Source organism: Gammaproteobacteria bacterium CG11_big_fil_rev_8_21_14_0_20_46_22, assembly GCA_002796245.1.
Taxonomy (GTDB): Bacteria; Pseudomonadota; Gammaproteobacteria; order UBA12402; family UBA12402; genus 1-14-0-20-46-22.
Map to the genome: position 1 here is coordinate 155,081 of PCWT01000048.1, position 19,370 is coordinate 174,450.

20 protein-coding genes are annotated in these 19,370 nt (G+C 46.7%); 13 read left to right on the forward strand and 7 right to left on the reverse strand.

Features of this window, described 5'->3' with window-relative positions; genetic code table 11:
* Positions 1-26 precede the first annotated feature (26 nt).
* From COV52_06145 to COV52_06155, 3 genes are all read left to right on the forward strand, one after another.
* Complete coding sequence (locus tag COV52_06145) at positions 27-767, forward strand: carboxymethylenebutenolidase (GenBank protein ID PIR11083.1); 741 nt, start codon at positions 27-29, stop codon at positions 765-767.
* Positions 764-1,639 (forward strand): hypothetical protein, encoded by an 876-nt coding sequence (locus COV52_06150; GenBank protein PIR11084.1) that lies wholly within the window; start codon positions 764-766, stop codon positions 1,637-1,639. The genes COV52_06145 and COV52_06150 overlap by 4 nt, the downstream gene beginning before the upstream one ends.
* 327 nt (positions 1,640-1,966) lie before the next feature.
* Complete coding sequence (locus tag COV52_06155; GenBank protein ID PIR11085.1) at positions 1,967-2,851, forward strand: EamA family transporter; 885 nt, start codon at positions 1,967-1,969, stop codon at positions 2,849-2,851.
* A 79-nt stretch (positions 2,852-2,930) separates the two neighbouring features.
* Here COV52_06155 and COV52_06160 read toward each other — a convergent pair whose 3' ends face one another.
* Positions 2,931-3,536, reverse strand: a complete 606-nt coding sequence (locus COV52_06160) for a 23S rRNA (uridine(2552)-2'-O)-methyltransferase RlmE (GenBank protein ID PIR11086.1) — start codon at positions 3,534-3,536, stop codon at positions 2,931-2,933.
* A gap of 361 nt (positions 3,537-3,897) precedes the next feature.
* Between COV52_06160 and COV52_06165 the strand changes: the two genes are divergently transcribed.
* From COV52_06165 to COV52_06190, 6 genes are all read left to right on the forward strand, one after another.
* Positions 3,898-4,167: a ribosome assembly RNA-binding protein YhbY gene (locus COV52_06165; GenBank protein PIR11087.1), complete on the forward strand. Its 270-nt coding sequence runs from the start codon at positions 3,898-3,900 to the stop codon at positions 4,165-4,167.
* A 36-nt stretch (positions 4,168-4,203) separates the two neighbouring features.
* Positions 4,204-6,270, forward strand: a complete 2,067-nt coding sequence (locus COV52_06170) for a hypothetical protein (protein ID PIR11088.1) — start codon at positions 4,204-4,206, stop codon at positions 6,268-6,270.
* A 110-nt stretch (positions 6,271-6,380) separates the two neighbouring features.
* Positions 6,381-8,315 carry an ATP-dependent metalloprotease gene (hflB, locus tag COV52_06175; protein ID PIR11089.1) on the forward strand — a complete coding sequence of 645 codons (1,935 nt, stop codon included), beginning with the start codon at positions 6,381-6,383 and terminating at the stop codon, positions 8,313-8,315.
* A gap of 11 nt (positions 8,316-8,326) precedes the next feature.
* Complete coding sequence (locus COV52_06180) at positions 8,327-9,667, forward strand: phosphoglucosamine mutase (GenBank protein ID PIR11090.1); 1,341 nt, start codon at positions 8,327-8,329, stop codon at positions 9,665-9,667.
* A 10-nt stretch (positions 9,668-9,677) separates the two neighbouring features.
* Positions 9,678-9,905, forward strand: coding sequence for an exodeoxyribonuclease VII small subunit (locus COV52_06185; protein ID PIR11091.1), 228 nt, complete (start codon positions 9,678-9,680; stop codon positions 9,903-9,905).
* Positions 9,905-10,777, forward strand: a complete 873-nt coding sequence (locus COV52_06190) for a geranyl transferase (GenBank protein PIR11092.1) — start codon at positions 9,905-9,907, stop codon at positions 10,775-10,777. Before COV52_06185 ends, COV52_06190 begins: the two co-directional genes overlap by 1 nt.
* Here the strand turns inward: COV52_06190 and COV52_06195 are convergent.
* Entirely contained in the window at positions 10,774-10,986 is a 213-nt protein-coding gene (locus COV52_06195) for a hypothetical protein (protein PIR11093.1), read from the reverse strand. The two genes, COV52_06190 and COV52_06195, sit on opposite strands and share 4 nt — an antisense overlap.
* Before the next feature lie 65 nt (positions 10,987-11,051).
* Here COV52_06195 and COV52_06200 point away from each other — a divergent pair, with 65 nt between their 5' ends.
* Positions 11,052-12,395, forward strand: a complete 1,344-nt coding sequence (locus COV52_06200) for a hypothetical protein (protein PIR11094.1) — start codon at positions 11,052-11,054, stop codon at positions 12,393-12,395.
* 9 nt (positions 12,396-12,404) lie between these two features.
* On the opposite strand, the gene COV52_06205 is transcribed toward COV52_06200, so the two are convergent.
* The 5 genes from COV52_06205 to COV52_06225 form a co-directional block, all read right to left on the reverse strand.
* Positions 12,405-13,070, reverse strand: coding sequence for a hypothetical protein (locus COV52_06205; GenBank protein PIR11095.1), 666 nt, complete (start codon positions 13,068-13,070; stop codon positions 12,405-12,407).
* Positions 13,071-13,074: 4 nt separating this feature from the next.
* A complete protein-coding gene (locus COV52_06210) occupies positions 13,075-13,638 on the reverse strand; it encodes a hypothetical protein (GenBank protein ID PIR11096.1) in 564 nt (187 codons plus the stop codon).
* A 17-nt stretch (positions 13,639-13,655) separates the two neighbouring features.
* The gene (locus COV52_06215) at positions 13,656-14,216 is read right to left on the reverse strand and encodes a hypothetical protein (GenBank protein ID PIR11097.1); all 561 of its coding nucleotides are present in this window, start codon (positions 14,214-14,216) and stop codon (positions 13,656-13,658) included.
* Positions 14,217-14,344: 128 nt separating this feature from the next.
* Positions 14,345-15,589, reverse strand: coding sequence for a hypothetical protein (locus tag COV52_06220; GenBank protein ID PIR11098.1), 1,245 nt, complete (start codon positions 15,587-15,589; stop codon positions 14,345-14,347).
* Between the two features lie 109 nt (positions 15,590-15,698).
* Positions 15,699-17,018: a hypothetical protein gene (locus tag COV52_06225; GenBank protein ID PIR11099.1), complete on the reverse strand. Its 1,320-nt coding sequence runs from the start codon at positions 17,016-17,018 to the stop codon at positions 15,699-15,701.
* 372 nt (positions 17,019-17,390) lie between these two features.
* Here COV52_06225 and csrA point away from each other — a divergent pair, with 372 nt between their 5' ends.
* The 3 genes from csrA to COV52_06240 all read left to right on the forward strand — a co-directional run.
* Complete coding sequence (gene csrA / locus COV52_06230) at positions 17,391-17,582, forward strand: carbon storage regulator (GenBank protein ID PIR11100.1); 192 nt, start codon at positions 17,391-17,393, stop codon at positions 17,580-17,582.
* Positions 17,583-17,595: 13 nt separating this feature from the next.
* Positions 17,596-18,783, forward strand: a complete 1,188-nt coding sequence (locus COV52_06235; GenBank protein PIR11101.1) for a hypothetical protein — start codon at positions 17,596-17,598, stop codon at positions 18,781-18,783.
* Between the two features lie 302 nt (positions 18,784-19,085).
* Positions 19,086-19,370: hypothetical protein (locus COV52_06240; protein ID PIR11102.1), on the forward strand; the 285-nt coding region annotated here is incomplete at its 3' end.

Consider the following 19,370-nt stretch of genomic DNA (forward strand, 5'->3'; position numbering starts at 1 on the left):
GACGCACGTTATCATACCCGCTGTTGATGTACGCAAGGAAACGGCTCATGCAAACCCGCACCATCCCCTATCAAGACGGCGATCAAACTTGCCAAGGGTATTTCGCTTTTGATGAAACCCGCGGCGACAATCAGCCGACGATTTTAGTGTTTCATGCGTTTGAAGGTTTGGACGATTTCACCAAAAGTTATGCGGCCGATTTAGTGAACGCAGGTTTTGCGGTGTTTTGTGTGGATATGTATGGCGATGGACAAGTCTCCAAAGATTTTGATACCTGTGTCGGCTATTTTAAAACTTTTTTCGGTGATCGTCTGCTCACACAGCAGCGCGCCTTAGCCGGGCTTGAAGCGGCGCGTGCGCAAGCCGAAGTCGATGCCGATAAAATCGCCGCCATGGGTTTTTGCTTTGGCGGTATGTGTGCCTTGGATTTGGCACGTGCTGGCGCAGATATTCAAGGTGTTGCTGCCTTGCACAGTTTATTGGCAGCACCTAAGGGTATCAAGCTTGGCCGGTTCAAAGCCAAGGCCTTAATTTTGCACGGTTTTGAAGACCCGCAAGTTCCGCCCGATCAATTGCATGTGATCGCCGATGAATTGAATGCGCAAGCTGTCGATTGGCGGTTTGTGTTTTTCAGTCATACCAAGCACGCCTACACGGACCCAGAAGCGGCCAAGTTAGGCCCTGCCGAAATGGGCCGTGAGTATAATGCCGATTCAGCGCGCCGTGCGTTTCGCTATGCTTGCGATTTTTTTAACGAGACATTGTGAGCCCACGTTTTTTTTACACCGCCCTTTTGGCACTCGCCGTGATTTTTTGGGGCGGTGCGTTCGTGGGTATTCGTGTGGCTGTGCTCAACGGTTTTGACCCGGGTGCGCTGGCGTTAGCGCGATACGGTTTGGCCGCATTGATCATGCTGCCTTTTTTACGTCGGCGATTAAAGCCAGTCGCGCCAGTGTCGTTGCGGGCATGGCCTTTGATTATTCTCACAGCGTTGTGCGGTGTGGGTATTTACGGCGTGTGTTTGAATCGCGGTGAGACTCATGTGGGCGCAGGTATTGCTTCGTTTATCATCAGCCAAGAATCCGTGGTCATGGTGGTTTTAGGTTTTTTTCTGTTGCAAGAGAAAACCTCGCCCTTGTCGATTGTCGGCATCATTATCGGTCTTGTGGGTGTCGCCTTAATTTGTTTTAGCCAGCGTCATCAAGCCCACGGTCTTGTCGGCATTGCCTGGGTGTTTGCCGGCGCTGTGTTCGCCTCGTTTTATAATGTCATGATCAAGCGCGTGGTCCCGCGCGTGGGGGCGATGCAGTTTACGTTTTATGCGCTCTTAGCCAGCACGGTGTTTTTAGCGGTTTTTTATGTCCCGGATTTATTGCGCACAGTGCAGCATGTCAACGCGAAAGGCTGGGTGGCGATGTTGTATCTCGCCATTTTTCCAGGCATCGTCAGTTATTCCTTGATGAGCATCGCAGGTCCGAAGTTGCCCGTTAGTCACATCGGTGCGATGTTGTTTTTAAATCCTGTCATTGCCACCCTGCTGGGTTGGTGGGTGCTGGGCGAAGTGCCCAATACACAGGCGCTGGCTGGCGGCGTGTTGGCTTTGTTCAGTGCAGTGTGGATACAGTTTGTGGCCTTGTGAAACTAGGTCACGATTCTTGCGTAGTCTGGGTTGAGGAGCGGCAGCGCGGATAACTCGGGGAAATAAAAACCCGGATTATCACGCCTTCGGCGTTCAATATACAGGCTACATTTTATGGTTGATGTCATTGCGAGCGAACGTCGGTGAGCGCGGCAATCTTTTGAATTAAGCTGGAGATTGCCGCGTCGCTACGCTCCTCGCAAAGACGGTTGCTACATTCACCAAGCAACACAGAACAAAAGTAGCTTGGGTTGACGAGCGTAGCGAGGATAACCCGGGTTTTACTTCCCGCTTTTGTTTATCGCCTTCTTTGCGTATGATGCCTCCATGAAAACCCATGATGCCCGACAAGAACCGACCACGCTGCGCGTCAAGCTCGCACTGTGTGTCACTATTGTGTTATGGGCTTCGGCCTTCGTGGGGATTCGTGCGGCTTTGCACGGCGGTTACCACCCACAAAGTTTGGCCTTGCTTCGCTATATTGTTGGCTCTTTGGTCACAGTGCCCTTTTATTTTAAGTTACCTACACGCACAGCCATTGCAGCAAAAGATTTGCCAGCCTTACTGTTTTTGGGCTTGCTCGGTTTTACTTTTTATAACTTGTGTTTAAATGCGGGGGAGATCACGGTCTCAGCCGGTATTTCTGCGTTTATGGTGGGCCTTGTGCCACTCATTTCTTTGATCATTGCCTTTGTGTTTCTAAAAGAGCGCTTAAAACGCGCAGCGTTTATGGGTGTGGCGATCAGCCTTGTGGGCTTGCTGAGCATGGCCATGGCCGAACATCATGCGCATGCGAACGTGCGTGGAATCGTGTTGCTCTTTGGTGCTGCTATGAGCATGGCGCTGTATTCAACGCTACAAAAACCGGTGTTAAAGCGCATTCACGGTTTGCAGTTTGTGTGCTTGGCCATGTGGTTGGGTACCTTGCCCTTGCTGTGTTTTCTACCGATCACTTGGCATGACGTGTCACATGTTCCCTTAAGCGCGACTTTGTGGGTCGTCTATCTCGGGATTTTTCCAGGCGTGGTGTCCTATGCGTTGTGGAGCTATGTGCTCATGCATTTACCGGCGTGTAAGACGGTGATGGCGATGTACGCCATGCCAATTGTCGCGACGTTTTTAGGCTGGGTGTTGCTGGGCGAATTGCCGCCAGTGATGGCCTTAGTCGGCGGTGTTTTAGCTGTGCTGGGTGCCTTTCTCGCTCGCCGCTAAACAGCGCTCTGTTAAACGCTATAGGGTTTAATCAAGATCTAACAGCTCGGCCACTGGAACTTCTGTGTAAAGGGTGAGTTTAACGCTGTGCTAGCAGGTAAAATTCTCGCGACTTATCCCGTGAAGCTTTAGGCTTTCGGATGGTGACGCGTTTGAAACGCTCGCGGCAGGTTTGAATGTACTGGTCGATTTCCGTGCCTTGGAAGAGCTTAATCAGAAACTGCCCTTTGTCACTCAACACATCTTCAGCAAAAGCGAGTGCAAGCTCGGCCAAATGCATGGAGCGCGGCTGGTCAATGCCTTTATGGCCGCTGAAGTTCGGCGCCATGTCCGACATCACCAGATCAATCGGCTCGTGACCCACCGCCGCCATGAGTTGCTTTAAGGTTGCCTCATCACGAAAATCACCCTGAATAAATTCAACGCCCGCAATGGTATCCATGGGCAAAAGATCAATCGCCACAATGTGGCCCGTGCCATTGAGGCAATGCGCGGCGTACTGCGACCAGCCGCCGGGTGCGGCGCCTAAATCCACGATACGCATGCCAGGCTTAATGACCTTGTCTTTGAGCTGCACTTCTTTGAGTTTGAACACAGCGCGCGAACGCCAGCCTTCTTTCTGGGCTTGGATGACGTAAGGGTCGTTGATATGTTTCTGTATCCAGGATTTATTCGTTTTATTCATGTTAAGTCAGCAAGTTCATGGTTAGGGAGCGTTCAAATATAACAAAAACGTTGGGGTGTGTCCTCTGATGAAGTGGGCTTGTAGGGTTTTTGTGGCCCCGGAGTTTCTGGCACGGCTGTCCCATTAAAACAGGAAACGTCCATTTTTGGTCGATCTTGAACGCAAATTTTCTTCAACGTGCTCATGTACTTGCGTGTACACCGCGCTGTTTCATCAAATTTGCGTTCAACCTCCCCTCAAAACTGAACGTTTGTAGTCAATTTAAGCAGAATACGTTTAATGGGACAACCGTGGAGTTTCTGGATAGCTGTTTCTAATCAAGGATAAATCGATTAGAATGAGCCCAACCAGGAGAGAGAAGATGTTAGCGAAAGAAAAAAAACGTGAATTAGCCGCCAAAGCTCATAGCCTAAATCCGGTTGTGATGACAGGCGCCAAAGGTATCACTGAGAATTTGGTGCAAGAAATGCATGCCGCCCTTGAGGCTCACGAGCTGATCAAAGTGCGCGTGAATGCCGCCGATCGAGATGATCGTCAAGCCATGGTCGATGAGCTTGCCAATCTTACGCAAGCCGAGCACATCAAAACCATCGGTCATGTCGCCATTTTTTATCGCAAGCGTCGTGACTAAGTACCAGCCTACTGTCAATAAAAAAGAATAATAACCATGCCAAGTCATAACGATAGAGCCCAGCTCACTGAGTTACCCGCTGACATTGTTCAACAGATTGCGCTGTTTCTAGATCCGAGTTCGATTTTTCAAATGACCTTGGTGAGCCACTCTTTATTGCACGTGCTTAGCGAGCCAGGATTTCTCGTTGCTTTAATTAAAAATCACTCGGGTTTTGTAGAAGAAAGACCCGGCGAGCCTCTAAAGTTTTCTGATTATAGCCATCGCGTGCTTTATGATGATTGCGGTAGCGACCGCATGGCTAACTTATTTTTTGCAGTTCGTTACCTAACACTTAAAGAAATCGAAGCTTTAGATGTTAGCCAGCAAGAGTTGTGGAGCGTTGATCACAAAGGTGAATCTTTATTAAGTGTCGCTAGAGCTCGAAATGATCAAACAATCGTTGAGTACTTATGGCAGTGTTATAAGGCCCCAAAAGCCGTGTCAAACAAGGTTAAACAAGTTGCACTGCATCAAACTCTTGACCCAAAGCTCTTCCCAAACACAATCGATAATACAAGCGATCATTTTTTTCGTGCTGCGGTTTATGAGCGTAATGTTGCGGCTATTTTACAGTGGTTTGTTTTGGAAAAAGCACACCCCCATACGTCTGGTGCTTTTTACGACAAATTATTTGCGGCTTTTCCTGGCTTTCTAAATCGGACGGCTTCTCATTTGTTGAGTGTTAATCCTTTGTTGTACTTGTTTAAAGATCAAAAGTGGTGTGGTAAAGCGGTTGAGCATGAGCTTGCATTGTGTGTGTTGCTGCGAAAGCAGCCTGAGCTTTCTCGGCTCAGATTGGGCACCAGCGACTTGATGGCGTGTGCGCACCTTGCAGCCTGGTGTGGTAATGAGCTTGCTTTGGGTTGGTTCCTAGATAACATGCAGGCTGGAACGATAAGAAAAATCGTTGCGAGCGAGCTTATTTGTGCGCAGCCCACCAGTCGTGAGTGTGCCGTTGTCTTGCTTCGCCAGGGTGCCGATATAAACGCTCAAAATGCAGAGTCTGAAACGGCATTACTTCACGCGATCAAAACCAACCAAGCTGCCCTTGTGCGCTACTTACTGGAACAAGGCGCCTGCGCTAGTAAGCCTTTGGGGAATCCTGCTAAGTTACCACTGCACTGGGCGATTGATGAGCTTCAATGTGATGCTTTACGGGCTTTGCTCGATACGGGCGTTACAGTGAGCGACGCTGATGCAGTGCGCTTTATTCAACGACTAACACGGTGCGAAAGCGAAGAAAAAAGTCGCGTTCGCTATGTGGTCCCCATTTTGATACATCTTCTTGGTTTGAGCAGTCGAAGGGATCTTTCTCAAGAAGCATTGTATTCACGTTTGCGAGAAACCCTGAAAACTCATTGGCCTGAAAATGCGCACAGTGCTTGGAATCAAGTGAGCGTATTTAACTTTGCCGCTTCAACGAATGATGCTGGCCTGTTGCGCTTGGTTGTCACGCCAGGGTTGTCTAAAACACTAGAAAGCACTAACCCCACAGGTTTGTGCCATGCGGCTGAGTGCGGTTCGACAGAGGCGATTAAGTTGCTACACGAATTAGGTCATGATGTGAATGCGGTTAGTCCAGCAGATAAGCGGCAGCGCAGCCCCATCGTCTTCGCGATTAATGGCGGCACTGCGCGAACATGGAGCCCTGATCGCTATGCGCCCGTAATTAAATTGCTCGCTAGCTTGGGCGGCGATCCTTATCAACGAAATAGCCGAGGCGAAACACCACTGAGTCTTGCGTATAAAACCAGTCCGGTCGGTTTAGTTCAGGCGCTGCTTGAAGCTTTGCAGAAATGTGAGCCAAGCCCTGGTGATGCGCTGGCTGAAATTGAACGTGTGTATCGAGAGTACACAACAACACGAGTGGGTAACCAACGGGCTTTGCAAGCGGTGATATCAGCCTTAACACCGCCTGAGGCGGGTGCTGGGGCGAAGCGTAGCGGCAGTGCGGCAGGTCTTGCTAGTCCTGCGCCGACGAGGGTGGCCTCCTCACTCTTTCATCATTCGCAAGCTTCAGCAAGTTCGAGCCAGAGCTTGCCTAGCACGCTAAGGCAGTAGGTTTTGCCTAAAAAAAGCGCAGATTAAAGCATTGGGAAACACTGTTAATTCACCCCTATGTTGGTATGATAGGAGGCTAATTTTTTTGTCCGATGTAAGAGGAGCCGGCTTTGAATAAGGATCTAATAAAAAATATCGTATTGTGGTTGATTTTGGTGCTCGCTGCGATTGCTATATTTAATACTTTTGGGCCGAAGAAAAAACCGGGCGATGAATACAGCTATACGCAATTCTTGTCACAAGTGCACGCCGGTGAAGTCAAAACCGCGGTAGTCGACGATGATAAAATCAATGGTGTGACCAAAGACGGCAAAGAGTATGTGACGTATATCCCAATGAAAGATCCTTCGCTTCTGAAAGAAATGGTCGGCGAAAAAGTCCAAGTCAGCGGCAAGCCACCAGAAGAGCGCGGTTTCTTGTCGCAGTTTTTCTTCTCTTGGGGTCCTGTGATTCTTATCATCGTGTTTTGGTTGTACATCATGCGCCAGCAGATGGGTGGCGGCAAAGGTGGCGCGTTCTCATTCGGCCGTAGCCGCGCGCGCTTGTTGGGTGACGATCAAGTCAAGATCACGTTTAAAGATGTGGCCGGTTGCGATGAGGCCAAAGAAGAAGTCAGCGAAGTGGTCGACTTCTTGAGAGAGCCCGGCAAGTTTCAACAACTCGGCGGTCGTATTCCGCGTGGTCTATTATTGGTAGGCCCTCCCGGTACCGGTAAAACCTTGTTGGCCAAGGCGGTGGCCGGCGAAGCCAAAGTGCCCTTCTTTTCGATTTCAGGCTCAGACTTTGTGGAAATGTTTGTGGGTGTGGGTGCATCACGTGTGCGTGATATGTTCGAGCAAGCGAAAAAACAAGCGCCTTGCATTATTTTTATCGATGAAATTGATGCTGTGGGTCGTCATCGAGGTGCCGGTATGGGCGGCGGACATGATGAGCGCGAGCAAACCTTGAACCAGCTTTTGGTTGAGATGGATGGTTTTTCGGGCTCTGAAGGTGTGATCGTGATGGCAGCGACCAACCGACCAGACGTGTTAGACCCTGCACTCTTGCGCCCCGGTCGTTTCGATCGGCAAGTCGTGGTGGCCTTGCCTGATGTGAGAGGCCGCGAACAAATTTTAAAAGTTCACATGAAAAAGGTGAAAGTGGACAACGACATAAAACCAAAAGTCATTGCACGCGGCACGCCAGGTTTTTCGGGTGCTGATTTGGCAAACTTAATTAATGAAGCGGCTTTGTTCGCAGCGCGTTCGAATAAAAAAGCGGTCAGTATGGTTGAGCTTGAAAAGGCGAAAGATAAAATTCTCATGGGTTCTGAGCGCACATCGATGGTGATGAGCGAAGAAGAGAAAAACCTCACGGCGTATCATGAAGCGGGTCACGCGATTGTCGGATTGTCTGTGCCGGATCATGATCCTGTGTACAAAGTCACCATCATTCCTCGCGGTCGTGCTTTGGGCGTGACTATGTTCTTACCCGAGCAAGATCGCTACAGTTATTCCTTGTCGCGTTTGAAGAGCTCCTTGTGTTCATTATACGGCGGCCGTGTTGCTGAAGAACTCATTTTTGGTAAAGACAAAGTGACAACAGGGGCGTCGAATGATCTTCAACGCGCCACGGAAATCGCACGCAATATGGTCACCAAATGGGGTCTGACGGACAAGCTGGGCCCGATGGTGTACGAAGAAGATGGGCAAGAGGTTTTCTTGGGCCACTCAATGACACAAAAAACACGTCAAAACTCTGAGTTTATCGAAAAGCAAATCGATGAAGAGGTTCGCACCATCGTCGACGAGAATTACACTCGTGCAACAAAAGTCCTTCAAGAGAAAGAAGATGTTTTGCATGCGATGGCTGAAGCGCTCATTAAATATGAAACGATCGGCGAAGTTCAACTTAAACAGCTGATGAATCGCGAAACGGTGACACCACCTGATGGCTGGGAAGAGATCAGCAAAGAAGACGAAAAAACCGAAAAAGCGTTTGAACGTGCGACGGATATTCAAGAAGCTTCAGACGAAACGCCGGCTGGAAAAACCAAAGATCAATAAAGGACGACATGATGTCGGCACGGAAGTATTTTGGCACAGACGGTATTCGCGGTCGCTTTGGTGACGCAAAAGTTAGCCCGGAGTTCGCTTTAAGGCTGGGTTTTGCGGCGGGTCGCGTGTTTGCTAAACGAGCGCACAGCACGGTCGTTATTGGTAAGGATACGCGTATTTCGGGTTATGTTTTTGAAGCCGCGTTAGAAGCTGGCTTTGCTTCTGCGGGTGTGAATGTTGAAATGTTAGGCCCCATGCCTACACCAGCGATTGCCTATCTTACGCGCACGTTTCGCGCCAGTGCAGGTATTGTGATCAGTGCTTCGCACAATCCCTATTACGATAACGGCATTAAGTTTTTTGGCCCTAACGGTAAAAAGATTTCCGATGAATTAGAGCTTGCGATTGAAGCCGAGCTTGATGAGCCAATGAGCGTGGTCGATTCAGATGCGCTAGGTAGAGTGCACCGTATCAATGATGCTAAAGGGCGCTATATCGAATTTTGTAAAAGTACGGCGCCGTTTCAGCTTTCTTTAAAAGGTTTGAAAATTGTGGTGGATTGCGGCCATGGCGCAACGTATCACATCGCACCCGATGTATTCACAGAATTGGGCGCTAAAGTCATCGCTATGGGTGTGAAACCGAATGGTTTGAATATCAATCATGAATGCGGCGCAACACATTTGGATGCATTGCAAGCGGCTGTATTAGCTGAAAAAGCGGATTTGGGCATTGCTTTTGATGGCGATGGTGACCGCGTGATGATGGTCGATCATACCGGTGAAATCGTTGATGGCGATGAGCTCTTATATATTATCGTTTCGCACGAAAGAGCCATGGGCCGTTTGAGCGGCGGTGTGGTCGGCACCTTGATGACAAATTTAGCCGTTGAGCAAGCGTTCCAAAAAGACGGTATCGAGTTTGTTCGCGCGAAAGTCGGTGATCGTTATGTATTGGCTGAGCTTGAACAACGCGGGTGGTTATTTGGTGGCGAAGGTTCGGGCCATATTGTGTGTTTAAATAAAACCACCACAGGCGACGGCATTGTTTCTGCGCTTCAAGTGTTGGCTGCGATGAAAGAGCAAGCGCAGCCTTTATATGATTTGCGAAAAAAAATCGATAAATGCCCGATGCGTATGATCAATGTGCGTGTTGCGAAGCTTAGCGATCCGCTGGCTGTGCCAGCCGTGCAAATTGCACTGGCGTCAGCCGAAGAGCGTTTGGGCGAACAAGGTCGCGTGTTATTGCGCGCCTCAGGCACGGAACCTGTGATTCGTGTGATGGTTGAGGCCAATACACAAGCGATGGTCGATAAAGAAGTTGAAGCCTTGGCCGCTGTGGTCAAAGAAGCGATGAGTTAAGAGGTGTTGTATGCCAGCGGCTAAAAAAACCGACACATTGGAAGCTTCCTTAAAAAAGCTTGAGAGTATTGTCGATAAGCTTGAAGGCGGTCAGCTGGATCTTGAAGCCTCGTTGGCTTTGTTTGAAGAAGGTGTGAGCTTGACAAAAACCTGCCAGAAAAAACTCGGTGATGCTGAGAAAAAAATTAAAATCTTGACCGACAAGCATGGTTTGGTCGATTTCGATGAGGATGAGTGATGGCCAAGATCAGCGCCTTTCTTTCAGCGTCTCAAATTCGCGTTAATGCCTTCCTAAAAACCGTTTTACCTCGGGGTGATAACCAACTTCACCAAGCCATGCGTTATGCCATCGGCAATGGGGGGAAGCGTATTCGGCCCGTGTTGATTTATGCGGCGGCAGACACGTTTGGTCAGCTAGCGCACCCCGGTTTGGATTATTTAGCTGCGGCCATTGAGTGTATGCACAGCTATTCTTTGGTGCACGACGATTTACCCGCGATGGATGACGATGAGCTTCGCCGCGGCATGCCCAGTTGTCATATTGAGTTTGATGAAGCCACCGCAATCTTGTGCGGTGATGCGCTACAGTGCTTTTCTTTTGAGTTATTGTCTAATTCGGAAATTCCCAGCGATCGCGTTGCCGACCTGGTTCGCTGCTTTGCGAGAAAATCCGGGTTTAATGGGATGGCGCTAGGCCAACATTATGATTTGGTGGGGCGCGCGAATACCGAGCGTGAGCTATTGGAAATGCACACCTTGAAAACGGGCCGCTTGATTGAAGCAGCCATTGAAATGCCTGCTATTCTACTCGATCAAATCAGTACTCATGATCATGCGGTCTTAAACCGATATGCGAAGCATTTGGGTTTGGCTTTTCAAATTTGCGACGATATTTTAGATTGCACGCAAAGCACAGAAACGTTGGGTAAGCCAGCGCAGTCAGATATGAGAAATGAAAAGCATACCTATGTGAGCTTTTACGGCTTAGACGAAGCGACCCGCATGCTCAACCACGAGGTGGGCCAGGCGAAAGAAGCAATCGCTTCGCTCTCTTCTGGTCCGGGTATGCTCAATGCCATCGCGGACTACTTCCTGCTGCGCACCGTTTAGGTGTTGTGTATTTTATCGCTGCTTTGTATTGTTTCGCGCGGGTAGTCTTGGCTGAGCGAAGCGATAACCCGGGTTGAAATCAACCTCAGATACACAAAGCAATACAAAAAAAGGTAATAACCGTCTTTGCGGTCCATAATATTTTGGTTTATGATGAGCCCTTTAAAACGCTTGGCCTGCGTGCATGGAATGCCTTTTTTAGCCAGCACGATTGATGTAAAAGGAAGTCATGAATACTCTCAGGCAGTGGATCAAAGTATTTTTTACCCACCCAATGATCCTGTATTTTTTTATCTTACCGGTGTACTTGCCGATCCGCATGCTCAGCGAGGACGTTTCGCGTTATCATCACATTATGCCTTCGGCTTTTATGCGCGTGGATTATTTTATCTACGTGTTTGCTCAGGTCGCGATATCAGGTTTGTTATTGGCACTCGGGTCACGCTGGGTTAATCGGATCGTATCTAAATCCGATGTCACATTTATTTCTGTTCAGCGCTCTGTGGCGATGCTTGTTTCTGTAGCGTTTATTTTTTCAACGTATTGCTTGTTGTCGCCTGTAAGCTATAACGAAATGTTTTTCGCCTCTGGACTGCATTATTTCTGTATTGCATTTTTTGCCAATCTCGTGATCTTGGAGACCAAGCACTACGTACTACCTGTGCGTTCAGAAAATTTAGCAAGGCTTATCAACAATACTGTATTTGGAATCAACTTAAACTTGCTCGGCATGGTTTCATTTATCATTATGAATGCATTTATGATCTTCGCGAGTATTCCTGTGTATGCGCATTTTTGTGTTTTATTAGAATGCGCTTTTTTTGCTTATTTGCTTTTGATCCGCCGCTACGGATTCTACCTTTTAAACTTGCTTCGTTCGCATAAGGCTATATTTTTTCGAAGTTTAGCCGGCTATGGTCTCATGTTATTGTTGGGTGTGTTGCTGTCATTTATAGCCTCGCTGAGTGTGTTTGTTATCTGTGTGTTTATTCCATTTATCTTGGGTTTTGCTTACTATCTCTTTAAGCATTTTGAGCGATCAAACATACAAGCTATTTTTACCGGAAACGTTGCCTATGGTGTTTTAGTCGTTTCGATTAGCACACCGATCATTATGTTACTGTTTGATAAAAGTGCTGCCTATACACAGCTATACTCACGTCTATCCACCTTCGAGCCTATGATCAGTGGTTTATTTGTCGTACTCATTCTTTGCTTGATTTTAAAAGGCATGATCACCAGTGAAACACGATCAACCTATCACTGTTTGTATCGTGGTGCGAGTATCGTCGTATTGTTGCCAATCATGGCTTGGTTGTTATTGCATCACGCCTCATGGCTTTGGATGTTGTGTTTATTTTTGGTGTACTCGAGTACAGAATCTTTCACGCAATACGGTGTACGAGAGATTATTTTAAAATCGAATACGGACTTTGAGGCGACCTTGCTGAACTACTACGCAAGAATGATTTGGCAAGGTTTTGTGCCTGCGGTTTATATTTTGGTTTTGGCTATTTTAAGCCGACTGTTTAGCTTGGGCGATGCCTTGTTTTTTGCTTTGAGCATAATGGCTATTTTTTCATTAGGCCTGACGTTTGTGGCGCGCCGGTTTTGGTAGCGTTATCGGCTAAACTAATAGACTGGCCACTTTTGGGTTATGCCCAAGCGCACCCAGAATCGTTGCCATGCGGTGTTCTTCATAGAGGCACAGTGGCAGATTAACGCCACAGGTCGCAAGATCGCTTGGGATGACAAGGTTAATGATCTTACCTATTTGATGATAGAAATGAGAAACAAAATCCATCGCAGCGTTAATATTTACGATGGGTATGGTATTGGGCACCGTTTTAACCAGTCGTTCGATGCCGGGCGCATTAAAGCCTACCGAGCTAAAGCCAGTTTCAGCCGTGATGAGTTTTGCAAACAGCCCACCTAACGAGTGGCCCGTTAAACAGAGCTGGTAGTTGAGTTCAGGCTTTTGGGCGAGTAAATGATAAAATAACGTCTCTGCCCAGTAATACGCATCGGGTTTTTTATCCTCAAAGGCATATTGCGCATCGGCTTTGATCGGCCCATCGTCCATCGTCGTACCACGAAAAGCGAGAATATAACCATGGTGAACCTTCGAATAATACAAGCGCGCGAAAAAGCCAGGGGGGAATAAATGATGGTCGAGTTCGATGGGGGTGATGCCATAGGCGTGTAAGTTTTCACGTGATCTCATGGATTCGCTTTGGCTAAGGTAGACATCATTTGAAGCTAAGGCATATTCAAAAACACTAAACATCGACATTGTTTCATCTCCAAAATTTGCTGTTTAAAATAACGGATAAATACTTTCCGTTTCCACCTTCGATAAAAGGCGTGGGTTTTTTCATTGACCAGACTCTTTGGATGATGCTAATGGGTAGCGATTTTTTGTAGATTTTTGTTTTAAATCTATATACTAGACTTACTCCATTTGAGTTTTTGAAGGATGTGTCACAGGGTATTTTTATATGAAAGCTATTCATTATCGGGTCACTTTCGAAAACATCGCCAGGGATATTGTAGCTTAATGATTTGCTTGGGCTGCTTGATTCTATACGAAGCTTAGCCCGGTTTGGGATACCAATAAAATAAGTGTTTAACATCTGAAAGCCCAAATAACACTGTGATGTTTCTGGATAAACTAGCTTAGATATGGAAAAAAGTTTATCGGGTAGTTTTTCGGTTACCGCATATTTTATTGCGTATTTTTTTGCAAGCGTTTGGTTGAATATAATGTAGAAGTCGGTTTTTCTGGGTGTAAGGTTGTTTCCGGCTTGTGCTATATTAAGAGTAATTGTGAGTATGAAAAAATAAATTAAAGCCTTGATCACGGAAACCACCTTTCTATTTAAAAATCACCATTTAATAAATCAGAAAAATATTGTGCGTTTCCACCTTGTGGCACTGGCGAATCACTTTTTTTTGACCAAATCCGCCGTATAACACTTATTGGAATTTCAGTGATGTGCTCTTTTGAGTGCGCTTTGTAAAATAGGGAAACTTTTTCGTTTTTTTTGAAAGTGGTTTCGCAGGGTATTATGAAATTTAAGTAGTTGAGCCTGGCGTCGCGGCTTTTGTAGGCACTGTAACGTGGAAGATAGCTTTTTGTGGCGCCATTAGACCCCTTAATATTTAATGCTATTTTGTGAAACCCTGGCTTAAAATAATCATGCAAAACGAATAGACCTAAGCAGCATTCATGGTCACTGGGGAATGTCATTTTGTAAAGCCCAAAAAATTTTTTTGGAAGAGCGTCGCTTGTTATCACTCCACGTAAATGATATTTATCGACCAGACTTTTGTTGTAAACAATATAGAAGTTGCTTTTTTCTATTTTGAATGTGTTAGGGTTGTTTGCCAAAGCAGTTTGGATGATAAGAGTCAGAGTAATAAAATAATATCGTTTCATTATATGGGCCTATTTTAAGCCATTTAAGTTTTTGGTATTACTCAGCTTATGTCAATTTAATACATGAACAGAATTTTGTGGGATTTTTTCCTTCAATAAATTTAGGCTGAAATGATGATCATCGATGCTTAATACACCGCATCACGATAAAGAAGCGGCCTAACAAGCGGATAAATAGTCGCTAACAACATGGTGATGGCGATGATTAATAAGAGGTTCGCTGCTGAGCCGCTGCCAAGTAATATAGCCGGCAGGCCAAGCATGAATCCACCAAGTTGCTTAATGGCGCCATTGCTCCCCATGAAGATCACAGAGTTATAAGCACTGTTTCGCCCAATTAACTCAGGCTTCATGTTTTTAGTTAGCCAAGAAAAACCAATCGATTGAACGCTGCTAAAAAAGCCTAGCACAAAGAGTAATAGCATAACGGGAATGACAGAGGCGCTGGACTGCATGGCAAATAAAAGCAGTGTGATGATAAAGCTGATGCCAGCGCCCGTGGCAATCATCCAAGGGCGATTACCCAAAGCATCGGCGAGCTTGCCCCACACCGGCAGTCCGAGCATTAAGCCTGCGAACAAGCTCATCACCACCCAGCTACTCACAGCGGGTGAAAAATGGAAAAAGCCCATAAATAAAACCACGCCCCAAAGTGTGCCGATCACACTGACCGGTGTGTCTAGCATGAAGACCATAATGACGTCGGTGAGGTTTCGCAGGTTAAACACGATCTCGCGAAATACTGTCAAGAAAGGCTGGCGAGGCAGGCTATCTTTATCGGTGTGTACGGCTTCTTTGGGTTTTAGATACAAGAAGTTGAAGATAACGACAAGAACACCCACTAAGAAAACGACTTTCATGGCCATGTCTGGGCCGAAATGATTTACGATGACTAATAAAGGGTATTGGCAGATGAGGCCACCAAACATGCCCGCTGCCAAAAATAAACCAATGTAATAGCTAAAACGCTTTGGAAAAAGCAAAGCGATTAAGCGAATACCACCAAGAAAGGCAAAAGTTCCACCAAAAAACCCACTAATAAAACGCGCGATAAATTGTAAGAAGAAATTATCGGTTGAAAATAGTAAAAACGTGCCAACAAGTGAACCAATGATGGCAAAAATCAGCGTTTTTCGCAGCGGCAAGCGATCCAGCGCCCAGCCCACGGGAAATAAACCGACCATGTCACCATAGTAGTAGGCGGCAGAGATTGCAGCAATTTGCGCATGGTGATAGGCGCCGCTGCTAATGAGGCTTGGCGCCAAGACATTGAAATACGCCATTTGAGCAGATTCAAAAAAATAAAACAGCGTGATTGCAGCAAACGTTAACATCGCGTGGCTTCCTAAGTGTTGATTGTTTAGTTTTACCATAATAGCTGTGCCTAAGTTAAGAAAAGAAAGTGATAGCAATTTTTGGCATAAATATTTTGGGGATGATTTTTGCCAATTTTTATTATTGGTTTATTGCGCTTGTGCCCAACTATTTCTTAGAGATTTTTATACAACCTCTAATATATGCTCCGTTGTCGGCAAATGCGCCATTGTTATTTTTTTGGGGTGTATAAAGAAAATCTGGGTCAGATAGTGGTATTTCTTTGGTGGGCCTTATTTCTTGGCCATAAGCATACATTTCACCGTGAAAATAATTGAATTTTATTCGTCCAATGAGGTCGTTAAACTTTGTGTTATCAATTTTTAAGTTGCCATAATCTTGCTCAAAAACGAACTGTTTGGTGTTAATCAGTTCACGCATGTCTTCTATGTTGCTGCTCATGTTTCTAAAATTGGGTGTTGAAGAGAGTAGCATAGGGGTTTGCATGGAGTAGTAAACTGGTTTGCCTTCTGAGCTCGAAAAGCTATAAGGCCTCATTATGGTCGGTATTTGATTTTCCAGCCCATAGATATCGGTGTATATTTCTTGAATTTTATTCAGTGGGCCAGCAAAATCATCCCCATTTGCAGGGCGACTTCCGGAAATTCCTCCTAAAGCAATAAAAATTAAATGTTTTAGTGTGTCCACAACATAAGGATCTGGTTTTAGGCCTTTGCGTGTTAAAACACCGGAGGCTTGCTGCCAGACAACATCTAGCATGACTTTTCTTCGGCCAAGCTCTGAGTGTTCCCAGGCTTTTTTTCGTATGTAGCATTTTAATTTTAGCCAGTGTGGGTAATTTTTTTTTAAGTGCTCATCCCACTTTTTTGTTAGAAATAATAGTTCGCATTCCCAGGTTTCTCCGAAGTTTTCGCTGGCGTAGATTTCTTTAAATATTTGCCAATGATCAACTAAGCGCTTCGGGGCGGGTGAGGCAACTCCGAATTCTCGGCGAAGTTTTTTGTGAGAGGTGGCTTTTGAAATTCTTGGCACCATGAATAGAGATCGGGCACCTGAAGAGACAGTGTAAGCAGCGGTTGAGCCAAAGTGTTCAACTGGCCCCATTTCAATTCCTGTGTTTGGACCAGACAAGGCCACAGAGAAGACTTTTTCGTCAATTTCTCTGTAAACCTCGAGACTATTTTTGATAATTATGCCCATGGGTATCGAGCAGTATTTTAGCTTGGCTTGCCATTTCCTATCTATGCGGATATCGTTAATGGGGGCTGTTGTTTTATTGTCAATTGGCAAGTGCAGAACGTCGTCTTGAACAATAATGGACCCGAAGGGATATCGCACCTTGATTAGGGTAAGCTCTTTGTCGGGATTGATTTCATCGATAATGCTCAGTAATTCTTTGCATCCTTTTTTTGCAAGCTCACGGGCTTGTTCCCAACCCATCTCTTCTATTAACGGTTCGTGGATCATCAGCGCGCCTCCCTGTTTCCGTTAGCGTATTCTAGGTTTGTTTTTTTGCTATAGATAGCTTTGCTTTTTAGCAATAAAGATAAGCTATAACAATTATCTTTAAAAATAAAAGCTTTTTTTGATTGTTTAATAACTTAAGCGGTTTCTGCTTATAATCCAAACGGTTTTAAAGAAACGAAGCATGGTATTCAATAAAAAAATAACTTAGGCGGCGTACTGAGTAAATTATTACAATAAATGGCGCGCCGCAGGGAGCTTTTAAAAAAGCCGTTGGCTAATTTGGAAGTTGGGTGGTAAGGCTCTTATTCAGCTGGATATTCTAGTTTCAGCTTTTAAAGGGAAGTTTTATTAAATTAGAAAGGGAGAGACGCAATGTTGGTATTAAGTCGAAAATCAAACCAAAAAATCAAGATCGGAGACGAGATCGAGATCCAAGTGCTGTCGTGCAGTGACGACAGGGTGCGTTTAGGGATCAAGGCGCCCAAGAGCTTGAGCGTGCACCGAGAAGAAGTCTACGAGCGTATTGCCAACGCCTTGGCGAGCAACGCCGGCGACGACGCTTAAGTCGGAGGCGATCATGACACACCCATTAAAACCCACGCTGCCTTGGGCGGCGGTGCGCGATCGCGTCTGCGCGGTCAATGCGCCACTGGCCGAGGCGTTGGATGCGCTCGATCCGCCCAAGCGTCTACATTTTAGCGTAGAGGACTTCGTTTATGGCCAAACGCTCAAGCCGGGCGCGTTGGGCTTGGTGCTTGACGGCGCCATCGAGCGGGTGCTTAAAAGCCCGGTGGCCTGGGTCTCAAAGCAGCTGATTCGCGCCGGCGGGCTCATCGGTCACACGGTTGAGGAGACACTGAGCTGCGCGCATACGCGCCACTACGCCGGGGCGCGCAGTGTCTTGATGTTGCCGACCATTGGCAACTTCGCCTGCCACCAAGGCTTACAACAGGCGTATCGTGTAACTCGCCCCGCGCCTAAAGGCTTGCGCGAACAGGCAGCCATCTTTGCCGAACTGGCAGCTAAAAGCCAGACGCCCTGGCGCACTACGGTGTTGCGCTTTTCACCGAGTTGGCAAAAAGCGCTTGGCGCTCAAGACCCCGCTTGGCTCGCGCTTCAACACCTGATCATTGCCCCGAAACAAGCCGCCTTCACCCAATGGCAACACCAACAACTCTGGCACTACCTTCTCTCGGTGATTCAAGCTGAGCGACACTTAAAACCCAACCCCTACTTGATCGACACGCTCCATCACCTCTTAAGCCTCATGGCGGCTTACACACCCGGCTTGGCTCCGGCGAGCGATGAAAGCGCGTTGCCACTTCATACCCTGCAACAGGCTTACATGGAAAGCTACCGCTTGGAAGACTACGCGCCGGTGATCATGCAGCCCGCGTACTTGAGCGATACACCGATCTATTACTCTTTGCAATTTCCCCTGCTTGAGCGCTTTTCACCCAAAGCCAGCGGCAAGGCGAGCCTGTTGAGTCAGCTGCGCGAGCTCAGTTATTTGCTTAAAATCATTTGGCCACGTTTGCTGTCACAGGAATGGGCCACCCCGTCGGCGTTAAACGACCTCTTTGGCCACGTAAAAACCCAGCTCTTTCACATCCGAGGCGATGAAGGGGCTTTGATCGCGCCCACCGCCCAGCTGGCCGATCTTGATCTGCGCTTTACACAAAGCCTGAAGGATCAAACCCGCGCCTTTCCGATCTCCAGTAGCTTTTTAAAGGCCTGTGTGCAGATAGAAAAAACATCAAGGTAGTGTATTGTCATTCCTGCGTAGCAAGCGGTGTCCCGTGTTGCTAGCGCAACACGGAGCGCACGCCAATCATGTGCAACAACACATACAGGGGCTACAACATGACCGACACGGAAATAAAACACACCATTAGACGCTCAAGTGCTATCATCGCTACTTGTCTTGATACTATTCTTTATTAGCCGCCACACCCAAAAATAGGCGAGCTTTGTGATTGCATGATAGCCCTATTAGAGGTGGTGATGCGGGATTTGGATGAGGTAAGCGGCAGTGTGAGTAAATTTTGAGAAAACTGAGAGTAAGTCATGAGTAGAAAGAAATTAACACAGGGTAACAATAACACACCATTTTTATTATATGGCGATGAAAATGACCAGGTTTATATTAAAGTACTTTTTCAGGGTGAGACTCTTTGGTTGGCTCAAGCGGAAATAGCTGAACTCTTTGAAACTACAAAGCAAAATATTAGCTTACATCTGAAGAATATCTTTGCAGAGGGCGAGCTGGATGAGTCCGCAACTGTCAAGGATTTCTTGACAGTTCAAAATGAGAGCGATCGCCAGGTTAAACGAAAATTAAAGTTTTATAAC